The organism is Pseudomonas sp. LF020 (assembly GCF_053456425.1).
This window is the reverse complement of the sequence record NZ_JBRFIX010000003.1, coordinates 195,867-211,322: the sequence shown is the minus strand read 5'-3', so window position 1 is coordinate 211,322 and position 15,456 is coordinate 195,867. Positions and strand designations below refer to the sequence as shown.

The 15,456-nt window shown below is 62.0% G+C and carries 13 protein-coding genes; 10 read left to right on the top strand and 3 right to left on the bottom strand.

Annotated elements, in window-relative coordinates; all coding sequences use genetic code 11:
* Positions 1-28: 28 nt before the first annotated feature.
* The gene (locus ACU680_RS08695; protein WP_003222064.1) at positions 29-373 is read right to left on the bottom strand and encodes a hypothetical protein; all 345 of its coding nucleotides are present in this window, start codon (positions 371-373) and stop codon (positions 29-31) included.
* A 213-nt stretch (positions 374-586) separates the two neighbouring features.
* Here ACU680_RS08695 and ppc point away from each other — a divergent pair, with 213 nt between their 5' ends.
* The 7 genes from ppc to ACU680_RS08660 all read left to right on the top strand — a co-directional run bounded on the left by ppc (position 587) and on the right by ACU680_RS08660 (position 7,966).
* A complete protein-coding gene (gene ppc, locus ACU680_RS08690; protein WP_448179223.1) occupies positions 587-3,217 on the top strand; it encodes a phosphoenolpyruvate carboxylase in 2,631 nt (876 codons plus the stop codon).
* A gap of 289 nt (positions 3,218-3,506) precedes the next feature.
* Positions 3,507-4,154 (top strand): adenylate kinase, encoded by a 648-nt coding sequence (gene adk / locus ACU680_RS08685; RefSeq protein ID WP_003222067.1) that lies wholly within the window; start codon positions 3,507-3,509, stop codon positions 4,152-4,154.
* Positions 4,155-4,247: 93 nt separating this feature from the next.
* The gene (gene tsaB / locus ACU680_RS08680; RefSeq protein WP_367083312.1) at positions 4,248-4,922 is read left to right on the top strand and encodes a tRNA (adenosine(37)-N6)-threonylcarbamoyltransferase complex dimerization subunit type 1 TsaB; all 675 of its coding nucleotides are present in this window, start codon (positions 4,248-4,250) and stop codon (positions 4,920-4,922) included.
* A gap of 311 nt (positions 4,923-5,233) precedes the next feature.
* Positions 5,234-5,542 carry a hypothetical protein gene (locus ACU680_RS08675; protein ID WP_003222071.1) on the top strand — a complete coding sequence of 103 codons (309 nt, stop codon included), beginning with the start codon at positions 5,234-5,236 and terminating at the stop codon, positions 5,540-5,542.
* Entirely contained in the window at positions 5,542-6,402 is an 861-nt protein-coding gene (locus ACU680_RS08670; protein ID WP_448179222.1) for a DUF72 domain-containing protein, read from the top strand. Before ACU680_RS08675 ends, ACU680_RS08670 begins: the two co-directional genes overlap by 1 nt.
* A gap of 32 nt (positions 6,403-6,434) precedes the next feature.
* Entirely contained in the window at positions 6,435-7,271 is an 837-nt protein-coding gene (locus tag ACU680_RS08665; protein WP_448179221.1) for an isocitrate lyase/PEP mutase family protein, read from the top strand.
* A 2-nt stretch (positions 7,272-7,273) separates the two neighbouring features.
* Positions 7,274-7,966 (top strand): extensin-like domain-containing protein, encoded by a 693-nt coding sequence (locus tag ACU680_RS08660; RefSeq protein ID WP_448179220.1) that lies wholly within the window; start codon positions 7,274-7,276, stop codon positions 7,964-7,966.
* Between the two features lie 4 nt (positions 7,967-7,970).
* On the opposite strand, the gene ACU680_RS08655 is transcribed toward ACU680_RS08660, so the two are convergent.
* Complete coding sequence (locus tag ACU680_RS08655) at positions 7,971-8,591, bottom strand: hypothetical protein (protein ID WP_041063310.1); 621 nt, start codon at positions 8,589-8,591, stop codon at positions 7,971-7,973.
* Positions 8,592-8,684: 93 nt separating this feature from the next.
* Here ACU680_RS08655 and ACU680_RS08650 point away from each other — a divergent pair, with 93 nt between their 5' ends.
* Positions 8,685-9,467: a class I SAM-dependent methyltransferase gene (locus tag ACU680_RS08650; RefSeq protein WP_448179219.1), complete on the top strand. Its 783-nt coding sequence runs from the start codon at positions 8,685-8,687 to the stop codon at positions 9,465-9,467.
* Between the two features lie 129 nt (positions 9,468-9,596).
* Here ACU680_RS08650 and ACU680_RS08645 read toward each other — a convergent pair whose 3' ends face one another.
* A complete protein-coding gene (locus tag ACU680_RS08645) occupies positions 9,597-10,232 on the bottom strand; it encodes a TetR/AcrR family transcriptional regulator (protein WP_007964234.1) in 636 nt (211 codons plus the stop codon).
* 94 nt (positions 10,233-10,326) lie between these two features.
* On the opposite strand from ACU680_RS08645, the gene ACU680_RS08640 reads away from it, so the two are divergent.
* Positions 10,327-11,427: an efflux RND transporter periplasmic adaptor subunit gene (locus ACU680_RS08640; protein ID WP_448179218.1), complete on the top strand. Its 1,101-nt coding sequence runs from the start codon at positions 10,327-10,329 to the stop codon at positions 11,425-11,427.
* 6 nt (positions 11,428-11,433) lie between these two features.
* Positions 11,434-14,502 (top strand): efflux RND transporter permease subunit, encoded by a 3,069-nt coding sequence (locus ACU680_RS08635; RefSeq protein WP_448179217.1) that lies wholly within the window; start codon positions 11,434-11,436, stop codon positions 14,500-14,502.
* The last annotated feature ends 954 nt before the right edge of the window (positions 14,503-15,456 follow it).

Sequence of the window (15,456 nt, the reverse complement as noted above, 5' to 3'; positions counted from 1 at the left end):
TCGCTCCCACAGTTTGATCTATGTTGTATCAGTGCTTTTGCTTGCCGGCAGCGGCGGATAAATCCTGCAAATGCCGCCGCGACAGCGCCAGAAAACGCGGCGTCGGGCCGACATCTTCGTACAGCGGATCGCCTTCTTCATCAGTCGCCACCACCGTCGAACCTTTCACATACGGCAGGCTCGCCTCGAACTCTTCGAGCGCGGCGCCGATCAGTTCGCCAAGCAGTTCTTCGGGGTGGCGTTTGGGGTACATCTCGGCAATCGCCGCCAGTCGCGCAGCGGCCTCGACGTCCAGATGAATCGTGTAGCCAGTGTCGGTCAGGCGACCCTTGGCGTTTTCTTCCCAATGCTGGGCGAGTTCACGGATTTTCATGATGACCTCATGTCACACCTGCTCATGGCAGGATCTGGTGAATGTCCGGCGGGGCCGGCGGCAAGCCGTTGTACGGCTTACTGTTGAGACTAGCTTCAGGCCGCAAGGTTTAAAGTCCCTTCGTCGTCTGCTTGTAAGAAGCGCCACAGAGCGGCACTCTCTGGGCAAAGCATTCGTTTCTGCGCCGTCCCGATTAACGCTGGAGAACTGCTGATGACCGATATTGATGCACGCTTGCGCGAGGACGTTCACCTGCTCGGTGAGCTGTTGGGCAATACCATCCGTGACCAGTACGGCGAGAAATTTCTCGACAAGATCGAGCAGATTCGCAAGGGCGCCAAGGCCGACCGCCGTGGCTCGATGGACGCCGAACTCAGCGCCAGCCTCAACCAGTTGAGCGAGGACGAACTGCTGCCGGTGGCGCGGGCGTTCAACCAGTTTCTCAACCTGGCGAACATCGCCGAACAGTATCAATTGATTCATCGCCGCGAAGAGTCGCAACCGGCGCCGTTCGAGTCCCGCGTACTGCCGGGACTGCTCGCCCGCCTGCGTAACGAAGGCCACAGCGCCGAATCGCTGGCGCGACAACTGGCGCGTCTGGAAATCGAACTGGTGCTGACCGCGCACCCCACCGAGGTGGCGCGGCGCACCTTGATCCAGAAATACGACGCGATCGCTGCGCAACTGGCCGCGCAGGATCATCGCGACCTGACCAGCGCCGAGCGCGAACAGATTCAGAACACCCTGCAACGGCTGATCGCCGAAGCCTGGCACACCGAAGAAATCCGCCGCACCCGGCCAACCCCGGTCGACGAAGCGAAATGGGGCTTTGCGGTGATCGAACATTCGCTGTGGCAGGCGATTCCCAACCATATGCGCAAGGCCGACAAGGCGCTGTATGAAGCGACGGGCCTGCGTTTGCCACTGGAGGCGGCGCCGATTCGCTTTGCCTCGTGGATGGGTGGCGACCGTGACGGCAACCCGAATGTCACGGCCGCAGTGACCCGCGAAGTGCTGTTGCTGGCGCGCTGGATGGCTGCCGACCTGTATCTGCGCGATGTCGATCACCTGGCGGCCGAGCTGTCGATGCAGCAGGCCAGCGATGCGCTCAAGGCCAAGGCCGGTGACAGTGCCGAACCTTACCGGGCGGTGCTCAAGCAATTGCGCGAACGCCTGCGCGCCACGCGCAACTGGGCGCATGCGTCGCTCAGCGCGACAACGCCACCGCCAGCCGACGTGTTGCACAACAACCGCGATCTGCTCGATCCGCTGGAACTGTGTTTCAACTCGCTGCACGAATGCGGCATGGGCGTGATCGCCGATGGGCCGTTGCTCGATTGCCTGCGCCGGGCGGTGACCTTCGGCCTGTTCCTGGTGCGCCTCGATGTGCGTCAGGATTCGACGCGGCATAGCTCTGCGATGACCGAAATCACCGACTACCTCGGCCTCGGTCGCTACGAAGACTGGGGCGAAGAGCAGCGCATCAGCTTCCTCACCCGCGAATTGAGCAATCGTCGGCCCTTGCTCCCGGCGCATTTCAAACCGTCCGCCGACACCGCGGAGGTGCTCGCCACCTGCAAGGAAATCGCTGCCGCACCGGGTGCCTCGCTGGGTTCCTACGTGATCTCGATGGCGGGCGCCGCCTCCGACGTGCTGGCGGTGCAACTGCTGCTCAAGGAGTGCGGCGTACTGCGGCCGATGCGCGTGGTGCCGCTGTTCGAAACCCTCGCCGACCTCGACAACGCCGGGCCGGTGATGGAGCGTCTGTTGCTGCTGCCGGGCTACCGCGCCAGGCTGCAAGGCCCGCAGGAAGTGATGATCGGTTATTCCGATTCGGCCAAGGACGCCGGCACCACCGCCGCCGCTTGGGCGCAATACCGCGCGCAGGAGCGGCTGGTGGAGATCTGCCGCGAACAGCAAGTCGAACTGCTGCTGTTCCATGGCCGCGGTGGCACCGTGGGTCGCGGCGGCGGTCCGGCACACGCGGCGATTCTGTCGCAGCCGCCGGGGTCGGTGGCGGGGCGTTTCCGTACCACCGAACAGGGTGAAATGATTCGATTCAAATTCGGCCTGCCGGACATCGCCGAGCAGAACCTCAATCTGTATCTGGCCGCCGTGCTGGAAGCGACGTTGTTGCCCCCACCGCCACCGACGCCCGAGTGGCGGCACCTGATGGATGAACTGGCCGCCGATGGCGTTGCCGCGTATCGCGCCGTAGTGCGGGAAAATCCGCAGTTCGTCGAGTATTTCCGCCAATCGACCCCGGAGCAGGAGTTGGGGCGCTTGCCCCTTGGCAGCCGTCCGGCCAAGCGCCGTGCCGGTGGGATCGAGAGCCTGCGGGCGATTCCGTGGATCTTCGGCTGGACCCAGACTCGTCTGATGCTACCGGCCTGGCTCGGCTGGGAAAGCGCGTTGAGCAAGGCGCTGGAGCGCGGCGAGGGCGAACTGCTCGGGCAGATGCGCGAACAGTGGCCGTTCTTCCGCACCCGTATCGACATGCTGGAAATGGTCCTGGCCAAGGCCGACTCTGACATCGCACTGTCGTACGACCAGCGTCTGGTCGAGCCGGACTTGCTGCCGTTGGGCGCACAGTTACGCGACCTATTGTCGCAGGCGTGTACGGTGGTGCTTGGTCTGACCGGGCAGTCGCAGCTGCTGGCACATAGCCCCGACACCCTGGAATTCATCCGTCTGCGCAACACCTATCTTGATCCGCTACATCTATTGCAGGCCGAGCTGTTGGCCCGATCACGGCAGCAAAATGTCGAGCAGGGCAGCCCGGTGGAGCAGGCGCTGCTGGTGTCTGTGGCGGGGATTGCCGCCGGGTTGCGCAATACCGGCTAAGGTTTCTGCGCTGGCATCAGGCACCCGGTGCACAGGCCGGGTGCCGCTTTGTACACAGGCAGAAAGTGCCGTCAGGCGACAGTTAGTGATGGGGTTGCGACTTGGGTTACCGCTTCGTAAGGTCACGGCAGGCGCCGGTTTCTCCGACTTTTGGCGTCTTGTGTGGGCGCAGCCTGCTGTGTATCTTGATCAGCCTTTGGCCGTTTGTGCGGCCACGACCCGTTTTTTAAGATTGGCCCAAAGAGGCGAATCCCGTTGTTTTTTATATAAAAAATTGAGGAGCACATCGATGCGCGTCATTCTGCTGGGAGCTCCCGGGGCCGGTAAAGGTACTCAGGCTAAGTTCATCACCGAGAAATTCGGCATTCCGCAAATCTCCACCGGCGACATGCTGCGTGCTGCGGTCAAGGCCGGCACTCCGCTGGGCGTTCAAGCCAAGAGCATCATGGATGCCGGCGGCCTGGTGTCGGATGACCTGATCATCGCGCTGGTGCAGGATCGCATCGCTCAACCAGACTGCGCCAACGGCTTTCTGTTCGACGGTTTCCCGCGCACCATTCCACAGGCCGAAGCGCTGGTAACTGCCGGTGTCGAGCTGGACGCCGTGGTTGAAATCGCTGTTGAAGACGAAGAAATCGTTCAGCGTATCGCCGGTCGTCGCGTTCACGAGGCCAGTGGCCGCGTTTACCACATCGTCTACAACCCGCCGAAAGTGGCTGGCAAAGACGACGTCACCGGCGACGATCTGGTGCAGCGCAAGGACGACACCGAAGAAACCGTACGTCATCGCCTGTCGGTCTACCATTCGCAGACCAAGCCGCTGGTGGACTTCTACCAGAAGCTTTCCGCTGCCAACGGCAAGCCGAAGTACAGCCACATTCCGGGCGTAGGTTCGGTTGAAGCGATCACCGCCAAGGTGCTCGAAGCGCTGAGCTGAAAAAGCTGATCGGCTGCATCATCCACGGCCCGCTTGCGGGCCGTAGTTGTTTATACTGACGCACTTTTTCCCCCACCTGTTTTGGATACATCGATGAGCACCTTGCTGGCCCTGGACACCGCGACCGAAGCTTGCTCCGTTGCCTTGCTGCATGACGGCAAGGTCACGAGCCATTACGAGGTGATCCCGCGTCTGCACGCGCAGAAGCTGCTGCCGATGATCCAGCAACTGCTGGCCGATGCCGGCACCACGCTGCAAGCGGTGGACGCCATCGCGTTCGGTCGTGGGCCGGGTGCGTTTACCGGTGTGCGGATCGCCATCGGTGTGGTGCAAGGTCTGGCGTTCGCGCTGGATCGTCCGGTGCTGCCGGTGTCCAACCTCGCCGTCCTGGCGCAACGTGCTTATCGCGAACACGGCGTGAGCCAGGTCGCGGCGGCTATCGATGCGCGGATGGATGAAGTGTATTGGGGCTGCTACCGCGAAACGGCTGGCGAGATGCGTCTGGTCGGCGTCGAGGCGGTACTGCCGCCGGAAGTGGCAGCGCTGCCCGCCGATGCCAGCGGCGAGTGGTTCGGTGCCGGGACGGGCTGGGGTTATGGCGAGCGGATTGCGGTCAACCTCACTGGCTTCGACGCCGGCATGTTGCCTCACGCCGAAGACCTGCTGGCCCTGGCGCGGTTTGCCTGGGAACGCGGCGAGTCGATCCCGGCCGATGATGCGCAACCGGTTTACCTGCGCGACAAAGTCGCCACCCCCAAGGCTCGCTGATCATTCAAAGCGGCGGGGCTATTGTGGCGAGGGAGCTTGCTCCCGCTCGGCTGCGGAGCAGTCGCAAAACTTGCGACCGCGATTTATCTGATAATCCAGTGGGGCCGCTTCGCGGCCCAGCGGGAGCAAGCTCCCTCGCCACAAAAGCACTCACGCAGAATTCAGTGGCTTATTCCAAATTCTGCCAATCATCAGTTTCCATCCCCTCGCTTTAAACCTTTTGCGCTTTATGTGTTCTAGTTATCACTCGGCGGTTTGCTAAGTCGGTCAAGTGCCGCTAAATTGCCATCATCGATACCGAGCATGAAATTATGCGTATAGACGGCCTTTCCTCTCAGTCCTACCCCATCAAGCGCAAGCCTCGCAAAGGCAATGTGGCGCTGGATGAATCCGTCGACGATATCGACGGCGAGCTGGAATTTCCGACTGAAGAGCAACTGGCCGCCCGCGCTGCCAAAGCCTCCGCACAACGCCTGGCCAATCTGCCCGCCCGTCAGCAAGACATGATTTATCACCGCGCCATGAGCAAAAGCGTAGCGATGGCCCTCGCCAGCTACCTGAGCACCGCCGGTTTTGTCGATTGGGATGCGGACGTGCTGGGCCTCGATCTGTACATCTGATGGATCTGCCTTACTACCTCGGTTGTCCGTCCTGGAGCGAAAACGCCTGGCGCGATTATCTGTACCCCGAAGATGCCAAGACCTCCGACTTCCTCGCTCTCTACTCCCAAGTGTTCAATGCCGTCGAAGGCAACACGACCTTCTACGCCAGCCCCTCGCCGGCCACCGTGCAGCGTTGGGCCGAGACCATGCCCGAACACTTTCGCTTCACCGCCAAGTTTCCCGGCGACATCAGCCACAGCGGTGACCTGCGCGATCAACTGACCGCCGCCGAAACCTTCGTAAATCTTCTCAGCCCGCTCGGCGAACGCGTTTCGCCGCTGTGGCTGCAGCTTTCGAAAAGCTTCACCCCGCATCGACTGCCGGAGCTGACTGCGTTCATCGACGCGCTGGACCGGCCTCTGGCGGTGGAAGTGCGCCACGAGCAGTTCTTCGCCAAGGGCGAAAGCGAACGTCTGCTCAATCGCCTGCTGCTGGAGCGTGGTGTGGAGCGCATCTGCCTCGATCCACGGGCGCTGTTCAGTTGCCTGTCGACCGAGTCTTCGGTGATCCACGCGCAATCGAAAAAGCCCCGGGTGCCGACCCGCCCGGCGGCCTTCAGCCAGTGCCCGCAAGTGCGCTTCATCGGCCACCCGCAGCTGGAAGCCAATGATCCGTTCCTCGTGCCTTGGGTGGCGAAAATCGCCGAGTGGATCGAAGAGGGCCGCACGCCGTACATCTTCCTGCACACCGCCGACAACGTCATGGCGGCGAAGCTGGCGCAACGTTTTCACGCACAATTGATGCAACGTTTGCCTGGCCTGCCATCCTTGCCTGAGCTATACAGAGAACCCGCCGCCGAGCAACTTGGCCTGCTCTGAGGCGGATTTTTTTCCTGCCCAGGAGCCAGCCGATGGACGCCCACGCCCTTACAGAACAACTGCGCAAAGCCCAAGCCTTCAAAGCCCTGCATGAGCGTGCGGGGATTTTCGTGATTCCCAATCCATGGGATGCAGGCTCGGCGAAGATGCTCGCCAGTCTGGGCTATCAGGCGCTGGCGACCACCAGTGCCGGTTATGCGTTTTCCCAAGGCAAGGCCGACGGCGCCTTGAGCCTCGATGAGACTCTGGACAACGTCCGGGCGATTGTCGCGGCGACCGATCTGCCGGTGGCGGTGGACCTGGAAAACGGTTTTGCCGATGACCCGGCCGAGTGCGCCAAAAGCTTGCTGCGTGCCGCCGAGGCGGGCGCGGTAGGCGGTTCGATCGAAGACGCCACGGGCCGTGCCGACGCACCGATCTACTGCTTCGAACACGCCGTGGCGCGCATCGAAGCCGCTGTCGCTGCGGTGCGCACGCTGCCATTTCCCTTCACCCTGACCGCTCGCGCGGAAAACTACCTGCACGGCAATCCCGATCTCAACGACACCATTCGCCGCCTGCAAGCCTTTGCCGAGGCGGGCGCCGACGTGCTGTATGCGCCGGGTTTGCGTAGCGCCGAAGAGGTGTTGGCGGTGGTGCGCGCGGTGGCGCCAAAACCGGTCAATGTGCTGATGTCCGGCGGTTTGAAACTGACGGTGCAGCAGCTTGAAGAGATGGGGGTGCGGCGCATCAGTACCGGTTCGGCCCTGGCGCTGGCGGCATTTGGCGAGTTCTTCCGCGCGGCTGAAGAGATCCAGCGGCACGGCACCTTCGGCTTTACGTCGCAGTCGATGCCGTACGCCAAGGCCAATCAGTTTTTCAAAGGCTGAGCATGGGTCGCTGGATCGCGCTGTCGCTACTGTTGATGATTGCAGGCGCCGTGGTCAGTGTCTGGCGCGGCTGGCTCGACGTGCCGGCCGAGTGGAATCCGTGGGCGCCGCTGGACGTGAAGGCCGCGCCGAACTGGCTGACCGGTTTCAAACTGATGCGCCTGCGCGGCAATCCCGAGTTATGCGCGCAAGTCCTGAGCAGCTCGGGTCTGCGTGTCACAGCGCAAGCCGACAGCCCCGACGCCAAGTGCCCGCTGATCGGCGCCGTGCGCGTGCAGGGCGGTGAGGTGGCGCTGAGCAGCAGCTTCCTCGCCAGTTGTCCGCTGGCGGTGGCTTACGCGATGTTTGAACGGCATACCCTGCAACCCGCCGCACAGTCTGCTTACGGGCAGAGGGTCGCGCGGCTTGATCACCTCGGCAGCTTCGCCTGTCGCAATGTCTATAACCGCGAGAGCGGGGCGCTCAGCCGCCACGCCAGTGCCGATGCGCTGGACATCGCCGGCTTCCGGCTGGCGGACGGACGCAGCATCAGCGTGCTCAAGGACTGGCCGAAACAGAATCAGGACGCACAGTTTCTGCGGCAGGTGCGCGATGGCGCCTGCGAGGCGTTCAGTGTGGTGTTGAGTCCGGATTACAACGCCGCTCACCGCAATCACTTTCATGTCGATGTCGGACGCTGGAGCGTGTGTCGCTGAGGTGTCAGGCGGCGAGGCGCAGGTTCTGCAGGACGATCGGGCGCGCCCAGCCGTTGTCGAAGTCCAGCGCCTTCTGCTGCTCGACGATTTCTTCCGGCGGGAACGGCGGATAAGGTTTTTGCAGCAGGTCGAGATCGAATTCGGCAATCGGCAGATACAGCGGTTTTTTCTGCGGTGCCGGGCCGGGCTCTGGCACCGGCTGACCATTGTTGATCACGATCGGCCGGACCCAGCTGCTGTCGAAATCCTGCTGCTCTTGCTGAGCCTTGAGTTCTTCTGGCGGGAACGGCGGGAACGGCTTGTCCAGCAGATCGGTTTCGAACTCGGCGATCGGCAGGAACAGCGGCTCCGGCGGACGCACTTCGGTCTCGACCACGTCGCACTGACGCTGCTCGACGATGTGCGCGTGCAGCTCGCTGCCCAGGGTCGGTTCTTCCGGGCTGTTCAGGTCAACCGGTGGAAAGGTGCCACAGGCCGGCACCACATCACTCGTCTGTTCGGCCATCGCCTGGGCAAAGAAATCTTGCCACAGGTGACTGACGCCGCCCAATGCTTGAGTGTTATGACGGCTGAAGTCGCCCTTGGGCGAAATGTAGCCAATCGATGTGGGAAGAATGCCTGACATTTTTTTCGGTTGACGCTCAGCTCTGGCAAAATGCGCGTTGATTGGTTTATCGGCCACTTTTTGCCGATCCTTAACTTTTTTGAGCGTGTTTTCATGATTGAGCAACCCGCGGCCTGCCGCATCCATGTCCAGGCCCTCGGCCCGACGTTTGAAGCGCAGGCCGAGCAGTGGGCCAAGCGCCTGGACCTGCCGCTGCAGGTGGACGACGGCGAGTTTGCCTTGCAGGTCGGCGAGCAGGGTCTGCAGCTGCAGCAGCTCGGTCCGGATGCACCGGGGCCGGTGCGGGTGGACTTTGTCGAGGGTGGCGCGGCGCACCGGCGTCTGTACGGCGGCGGCAGCGGGCAGATGATTGCCAAGGCGGTCGGCATCGCTCAAGGCGTGCGCCCGCGAGTGCTGGACGCCACGGCGGGGCTGGGCAAGGACGCGTTCGTGCTGGCCAGTCTGGGCTGCGAGATGAGCCTGATCGAGCGCCAGCCGCTGATCGGGGCGCTGCTGGAGGATGGTCTGGCGCGGGCGGCGGAAGATTTCGACGTGGCGCCGATTGTCGCGCGGATGAAGTTGCTCAAGGGCAACTCGATCGAAGTCATGCGCAACTGGGAGGGCGAGCCGCCGCAGGTGATCTACCTCGACCCGATGTTCCCGCATCGCGAGAAAACCGCGCTGGTGAAGAAGGAAATGCGCCTGTTCCGGCCGCTGGTCGGGGATGATCCGGATGCACCGGCATTGCTGGAGGCGGCGCTGGCATTGGCGACGCACCGGGTGGTGGTCAAGCGCCCGCGCAAGGCGCCGTGCATCGAGGGGCCGAAGCCGAGTCATGCGCTGGATGGTAAATCCAGTCGATATGACATCTACCCGAAGAAAGCGCTCAAGGGCTGAGACCGCGTCGCCTCAATCGCTGGCAAGCCAGCTCCCACAAGTTTTTGTGTCGTTCGCACAATTTGTGTTCAGCACGATCCCTGTGGGAGCTGGCTTGCCAGCGATGACGTCAGAACAGGCGCTAAAAAATCAGGGCCGATACGCCCGCATGAACAACCCCACCACCTCCTGCACATGACTCTCGGAAGCCTCTTCGCTCAGCGGCTCACCGCAGCAATACAGCAAACGAAAATTCCCCGCGCCCTTGAGCAGGCAGAAGAAATGCTCGGCCGCATTACGCGGCAGGTCGATGCTCAGCGCGCCGGTCTCGTCGATGCGTTTCAGCAGCCGCTCCATCCCTTGCACCATGCGCTCGGGACCGGCCTCGAAGAAAATCTGTGACAGCTTCGGATCCTGGGTGCCCAGCGCCATCATCAGGCGGTGCAGATTCACCGACTCGTCACTGTTGATCAGTTGATGAAAGCCTCGGGCAATGTTCAGCAACACATTTTCCACGGGGATCCCGGCGGGCAGTTCGAAGAACAGCGGCGGTAACTGCTCCTCGCATTTGGCCATCACCGCGGAGGAGAACAGCGTCTCCTTGTCGTTGAAGTGGCTGTAAACCGTCAGTTTCGACACGCCAGCCTCGGCGGCGACCGCGTCCATGCTGGTGTTGGCGTAGCCGTGACTCAGAAACAGGGTTTTCGCCGCATCGAGGATCGCCCGGCGCTTGGCCGGATCCTTCGGACGGCCCGGGCCGTTTGGAGCTGAAAGATTGTTCGACATTCTTCGCTTTTAATACTGGACTGGTGAGTTTGCTATTAATACCATACCGGCCAGTATAAATATTCCAAGCACCATTAGCGAAAGGTCCGTCACCATGTTCCGCCATGCGTTGTCGTTTGCCGTGCCAGTCAGCCTGGCTGTTTTATTGTCCGCATGCGGTCAGGAAGAGGCGACGCAAGTCAGCGTTCGACCGGCCATGGTGGTGCAGCCAGAGCCTTCGGCGCAGGCGATGGAAAGTTATCCGGGCGAAGTTCGCGCCCGCTACGAACCCGATCTGGCGTTCCGCATTGGCGGCAAAGTCAGCCGACGACTGGTCGAGGAAGGCCAGCGCGTGAAGGCTGATCAACCATTGGCCGAACTCGATCCGCAGGATGTGCGCCTGCAACTGGAAGCCACCCGCGCACAGGTCGCCGCCGCCGAAGCCAATCTGAATCTGGTGCGCGCCGAGCGTGACCGCTACAAGACGCTGATGGATCGGCAGATGGTCAGCCGTTCCGCCTACGACAACGCGGAAAACCTCTACCGCTCCGGCGAAGCCCGCCTCAAGCAGATCAAGGCCGAATTCAACGTCTCGACCAACCAGGCCAGTTACGCCGTGTTGCGTGCGCCGCAGGACGGTGTGGTGGCCAAGCGTTTGGTGGAAGTCGGGCAAGTGGTTGCCGCTGGGCAAACCGTGTTCACGCTTGCCACCGATGGCGAGCGCGAAGTGTCGATCAGCCTGCCGGAGCAGAGCTTCGGGCGATTCAAGGTCGGCCAGCCAGTCACCGTTGAACTGTGGACCCAGCAGAATCAGCGCTTCGCCGGGCAGATTCGTGAACTGTCGCCGGCAGCCGATCCGAAATCCCGCACCTTCGCCGCGCGCATCTCGTTCACCAGCGGCGAAGTCCCGGCTGAGCTAGGCCAGAGCGCCCGGGTGTTCGTGCAATCGACGGATGCCGTGCCGCTGTCGGTACCGCTCTCGGCGCTGACCGCAGAAAACGGCGCGACCTACGTCTGGGTCGTCAACGCCAACAACACCCTGAAAAAGACTCCAGTGCGTATCGGCCCGTTTGGCGAGAAAAGCGTGCCGGTGCTCGAAGGCCTGAATGCCAGCGACTGGGTAGTCGCCGCCGGGGTTCACGTATTGCTCGAAGGTCAGCAGGTGCGGCCTGTGGATCGCTCCAACCGTGTGGTCAATCTGGCGGACAAGGAGTAAGTCCCGATGCGCTTCAACCTTTCTGAATGGGCGCTGCGTAATCGCCAGATCGTACTGTTCCTGATGCTTTTGCTGGCCATCGTCGGCGCCTTGTCCTACACCAAGCTCGGCCAGAGCGAAGACCCGCCGTTCACCTTCAAGGCCATGGTCATTCAGACCCGCTGGCCGGGGGCGACCGCGCAGGAAGTCTCGCGCCAGGTTACCGAACGCATCGAAAAGAAACTGATGGAAACCGGCGAGTACGAGCGCATCGTGTCGTTCTCCCGCCCCGGTGAGTCGCAGGTGACCTTCATTGCCCGCGATTCGATGCATTCCAAGGAAATCCCTGACCTCTGGTATCAGGTGCGCAAGAAGGTCAGCGACATTCGCCAGACCTTGCCGCCGGATATTCAGGGGCCGTTCTTCAACGATGAATTCGGCACCACGTTCGGCAACATCTATGCGCTGACCGGCGACGGCTTCGACTACGCGGTGCTCAAGGATTACGCCGACCGCATCCAGATCCAGCTGCAACGGGTCAAGGATGTGGGTAAGGTCGATCTGCTCGGTTTGCAGGACGAGAAGATCTGGGTCGAACTGTCCAATGTGAAGCTCGCGACATTGGGCTTGCCGCTGGCGGCGGTGCAGCAAGCGCTGCAAGAGCAGAACGCGGTGTCCACCGCCGGCTTCTTCGAAACCGGCAGCGAGCGCGTGCAATTGCGGGTTTCAGGGAATTTTCAGACGGTCGAGGAGATCAAGAACTTCCCGATCCGGGTCGGTGATCGTACGTTCCGCATCTCCGATGTCGCCGATGTGCGTCGAGGTTTCAACGATCCACCGGCGCCCCGCATGCGTTTTATGGGCGAAGACGCCATTGGCCTCGCCGTAGCGATGAAGGACGGTGGCGACATTCTGGTGCTGGGCAAAGCGCTGGAGGGCGAGTTCTCGCGCCTGCAGAAAAACCTTCCGGCCGGCATGCAATTGCGCAAGGTGTCCGACCAACCGGCGGCGGTGAAAACCGGAGTCGGCGAGTTCGTCCAGGTGCTGGTCGAGGCGCTGGCGATCGTGTTGCTGGTGAGCTTCTTCTCCCTCGGCGTGCGCACCGGCATGGTCGTCGCGCTGACCATTCCGCTGGTGCTGGCGATGACCTTCGCCTGCATGTATTACCTCGGCATCGGTCTGCACAAGATCTCCCTCGGCGCGCTGGTACTGGCGCTGGGGTTGCTGGTGGACGACGCGATCATCGCCGTGGAAATGATGGCGATCAAAATGGAACAGGGCTTCGACCGGATCAAGGCCGCGAGTTATGCCTGGACCAGCACCGCGTTCCCGATGCTCACCGGCACGCTGATCACCGCTGCCGGCTTCCTGCCGATTGCCACTGCGCAGTCCGGCACCGGCGAATACACCCGTTCGATCTTTCAGGTAGTGACCATCGCGTTGCTCGCCTCATGGGTGGCGGCGGTGATGTTCGTGCCGTATCTGGGGGAAAAACTCCTGCCGGATCTGGCGAAAATTCATGCAGCCAAACACGGTACGGCTGACGGCCAGGCCGACCCGTATGGCACGCCGTTTTATCAACGGGTTCGACGTCTGGTCGAGTGGTGCGTGGCGCACCGCAAAACCGTGATTGTGCTGACAGTGGGGCTGTTTATTGCGTCGGTGATGCTGTTCCGTTTCGTCCCGCAGCAGTTCTTCCCGGCCTCCAATCGACTGGAGTTGATGGTCGATCTGAAACTGGCTGAAGGGGCGTCGCTGGCCAACACCACGGCCGAGGTCAAACGCCTGGAAGCGCTGCTCAAGGATCACGCCGGCATCGATAACTACGTAGCGTATGTCGGCACCGGCTCGCCGCGCTTCTACCTGCCGCTGGATCAACAACTGCCGGCGGCGAGCTTCGCTCAGTTTGTGGTATTGGCGAAAAACATCGAGGAGCGCGAGACCCTGCGCACCTGGTTGATCGAGACCCTTAACGAGCAATTCCCGACCCTGCGTTCGCGGGTCACGCGTCTGGAAAACGGCCCGCCTGTTGGCTATCCGGTGCAGTTCCGCGTCACCGGTGAACACATCGAGGAAGTCCGTGCGCTGGCGCGCAAAGTGGCGGCCAAGGTTCGCGAAAACCCGCATGTGGTCAACGTGCACCTGGATTGGGAAGAGCCGAGCAAAGTGGTTTACCTGAACATCGATCAGGACCGTGCCCGGGCGCTCGGTGTGAGCACGGCCAATCTGGCGAAATTCCTCCAGAGTTCGCTGACCGGCTCGAGTGTCAGCCAGTACCGCGAGGACAACGAGTTGATCGAGATTCTGCTGCGCGGCACGGTGCATGAGCGCACCGAGTTGACGTTGCTGCCGAGTCTGGCGGTGCCGACCGATAACGGTCGCAGTGTGGCGCTGTCGCAGATTGCCACGCTGGAGTACGGGTTTGAGGAAGGGATCATCTGGCACCGTAATCGTCTGCCGACCGTGACAGTGCGTGCCGATATTTACGGCAAGGAGCAGCCGGCGACGCTGGTGAAGCAGATCGAGCCGACGCTGGATCCGGTGCGCGCCGAATTGCCTGACGGGTATCTGCTGGATGTTGGCGGCACGGTGGAGGATTCGGAGCGTGGGCAGAAGTCGGTGAATGCCGGGGTGCCGATGTTCATTGTGGTGGTGCTGACGTTGCTGATGGTGCAACTGCGCAGTTTCTCGCGCACGGCGATGGTGTTTCTGACGGCACCGCTTGGGTTGATCGGGGTGGTGTTGTTTCTGATGGTGTTCCGCCAGCCGTTCGGGTTTGTGGCGATGCTGGGGACGATCGCGCTGTCGGGGATGATCATGCGTAACTCGGTGATTCTGGTGGATCAGATCGAGCAGGATATTGCCTCTGGTCTTAAGCCTTGGCAGGCGATTATCGAGGCGACGGTGCGGCGGTTTCGGCCTATTGTCTTGACGGCGCTGGCGGCGGTGCTGGCGATGATTCCTTTGTCGCGCAGTGTGTTTTTCGGGCCGATGGCGGTGGCGATCATGGGGGGGTTGATTGTGGCTACGGCTTTGACGCTTTTGTTTTTGCCTGCTTTGTATGCGGCTTGGTTCCGGGTGCGTCGGGAGGGATGAGGCTTTTTTGGACTTGGCGGCCTTTGGGCCGACCAGGTTCCTGGGGTTTTGGGTGTATATCCGTTGCTTCGGGTGGTGCCACTGGCGGTTTCGCCCTTACGGCGAGTCACTTTTCCAGACGCCGAAAAGTAACCAAAAGGCTTGGCCCCGGCGTACGGCCCTCGCTTAGGCTCGGGTTCCTTCGTTGCGGGGCTCATCCGGGGGCATCGCCTCCGGTTTGCTTCGCTGCACCTCCTCTCGATGTGTTCGACTGCGTCGAACGGTCGCTGCGCTCCCACCCCCGGATAAACCCCTCCACTCAGCCTGCCGAAGGGGCCGGCACGGCAAGATCAAGAGCTTTCGGCGAGCTGACACTCGGCCATTTGAGTGGTGAAAAGCATGCGGTTTGTCTGGACTGCTTTGCTTTTCTGTGGGAGCTGGCTTGCCAGCGATGGCGGCCTGACAGCCGACCAGGCTCTAACTGACTCACCCAATCCCACCGTAGGAGTGAGCCCGCTCGCGATGGCGGCCTAGTAGCCGACCAATCTCCAACTGCCTGCACCCAATCCCACTGTAGGAGTGAGCCTGCTCGCGATGGCGGCCTAGTAGCCGACCAATCTCCAACTGCCTGCACCCAACGCCACTGTAGGAGTGAGCCTGCTCGCGATGGCGGCCTGACAGCCGACCAATCTCCAACTGACCGCAGCCAATCCCATTGTGGGAGCTGGCTTGCCAGCGATGGCGGCCTGACAGTCGACCAATCTCCAACTGACCGCAGCCAATCCCATTGTGGGAGCTGGCTTGCCAGCGATGGCGGCCTGACAGCCGACCAATCTCCAACTGCCTGTACCCAACGCCACTGTAGGAGTGAGCCTGCTCGCGATGGCGGCCTGACAGCCGACCAATCTCCAACTGACCGCAGCCAATCCCATTGTGGGAGCTGGCTTGCCAGCGATGGCGGCCTGACAGTCGACC

Coding starts and splice junctions, on each gene's coding strand:
- ppc (WP_448179223.1), top strand. CDS start 587: ATGACCGATATTGATGCACGCTTGCGCGAGGACGTTCACCTGCTCGGT.
- ACU680_RS08640 (WP_448179218.1), top strand. CDS start 10,327: ATGTTCCGCCATGCGTTGTCGTTTGCCGTGCCAGTCAGCCTGGCTGTT.
- ACU680_RS08650 (WP_448179219.1), top strand. CDS start 8,685: ATGATTGAGCAACCCGCGGCCTGCCGCATCCATGTCCAGGCCCTCGGC.
- ACU680_RS08665 (WP_448179221.1), top strand. CDS start 6,435: ATGGACGCCCACGCCCTTACAGAACAACTGCGCAAAGCCCAAGCCTTC.
- tsaB (WP_367083312.1), top strand. CDS start 4,248: ATGAGCACCTTGCTGGCCCTGGACACCGCGACCGAAGCTTGCTCCGTT.
- ACU680_RS08655 (WP_041063310.1), bottom strand. CDS start 8,591: ATGTCAGGCATTCTTCCCACATCGATTGGCTACATTTCGCCCAAGGGC.
- ACU680_RS08660 (WP_448179220.1), top strand. CDS start 7,274: ATGGGTCGCTGGATCGCGCTGTCGCTACTGTTGATGATTGCAGGCGCC.
- ACU680_RS08670 (WP_448179222.1), top strand. CDS start 5,542: ATGGATCTGCCTTACTACCTCGGTTGTCCGTCCTGGAGCGAAAACGCC.
- adk (WP_003222067.1), top strand. CDS start 3,507: ATGCGCGTCATTCTGCTGGGAGCTCCCGGGGCCGGTAAAGGTACTCAG.
- ACU680_RS08675 (WP_003222071.1), top strand. CDS start 5,234: ATGCGTATAGACGGCCTTTCCTCTCAGTCCTACCCCATCAAGCGCAAG.
- ACU680_RS08635 (WP_448179217.1), top strand. CDS start 11,434: ATGCGCTTCAACCTTTCTGAATGGGCGCTGCGTAATCGCCAGATCGTA.
- ACU680_RS08645 (WP_007964234.1), bottom strand. CDS start 10,232: ATGTCGAACAATCTTTCAGCTCCAAACGGCCCGGGCCGTCCGAAGGAT.
- ACU680_RS08695 (WP_003222064.1), bottom strand. CDS start 373: ATGAAAATCCGTGAACTCGCCCAGCATTGGGAAGAAAACGCCAAGGGT.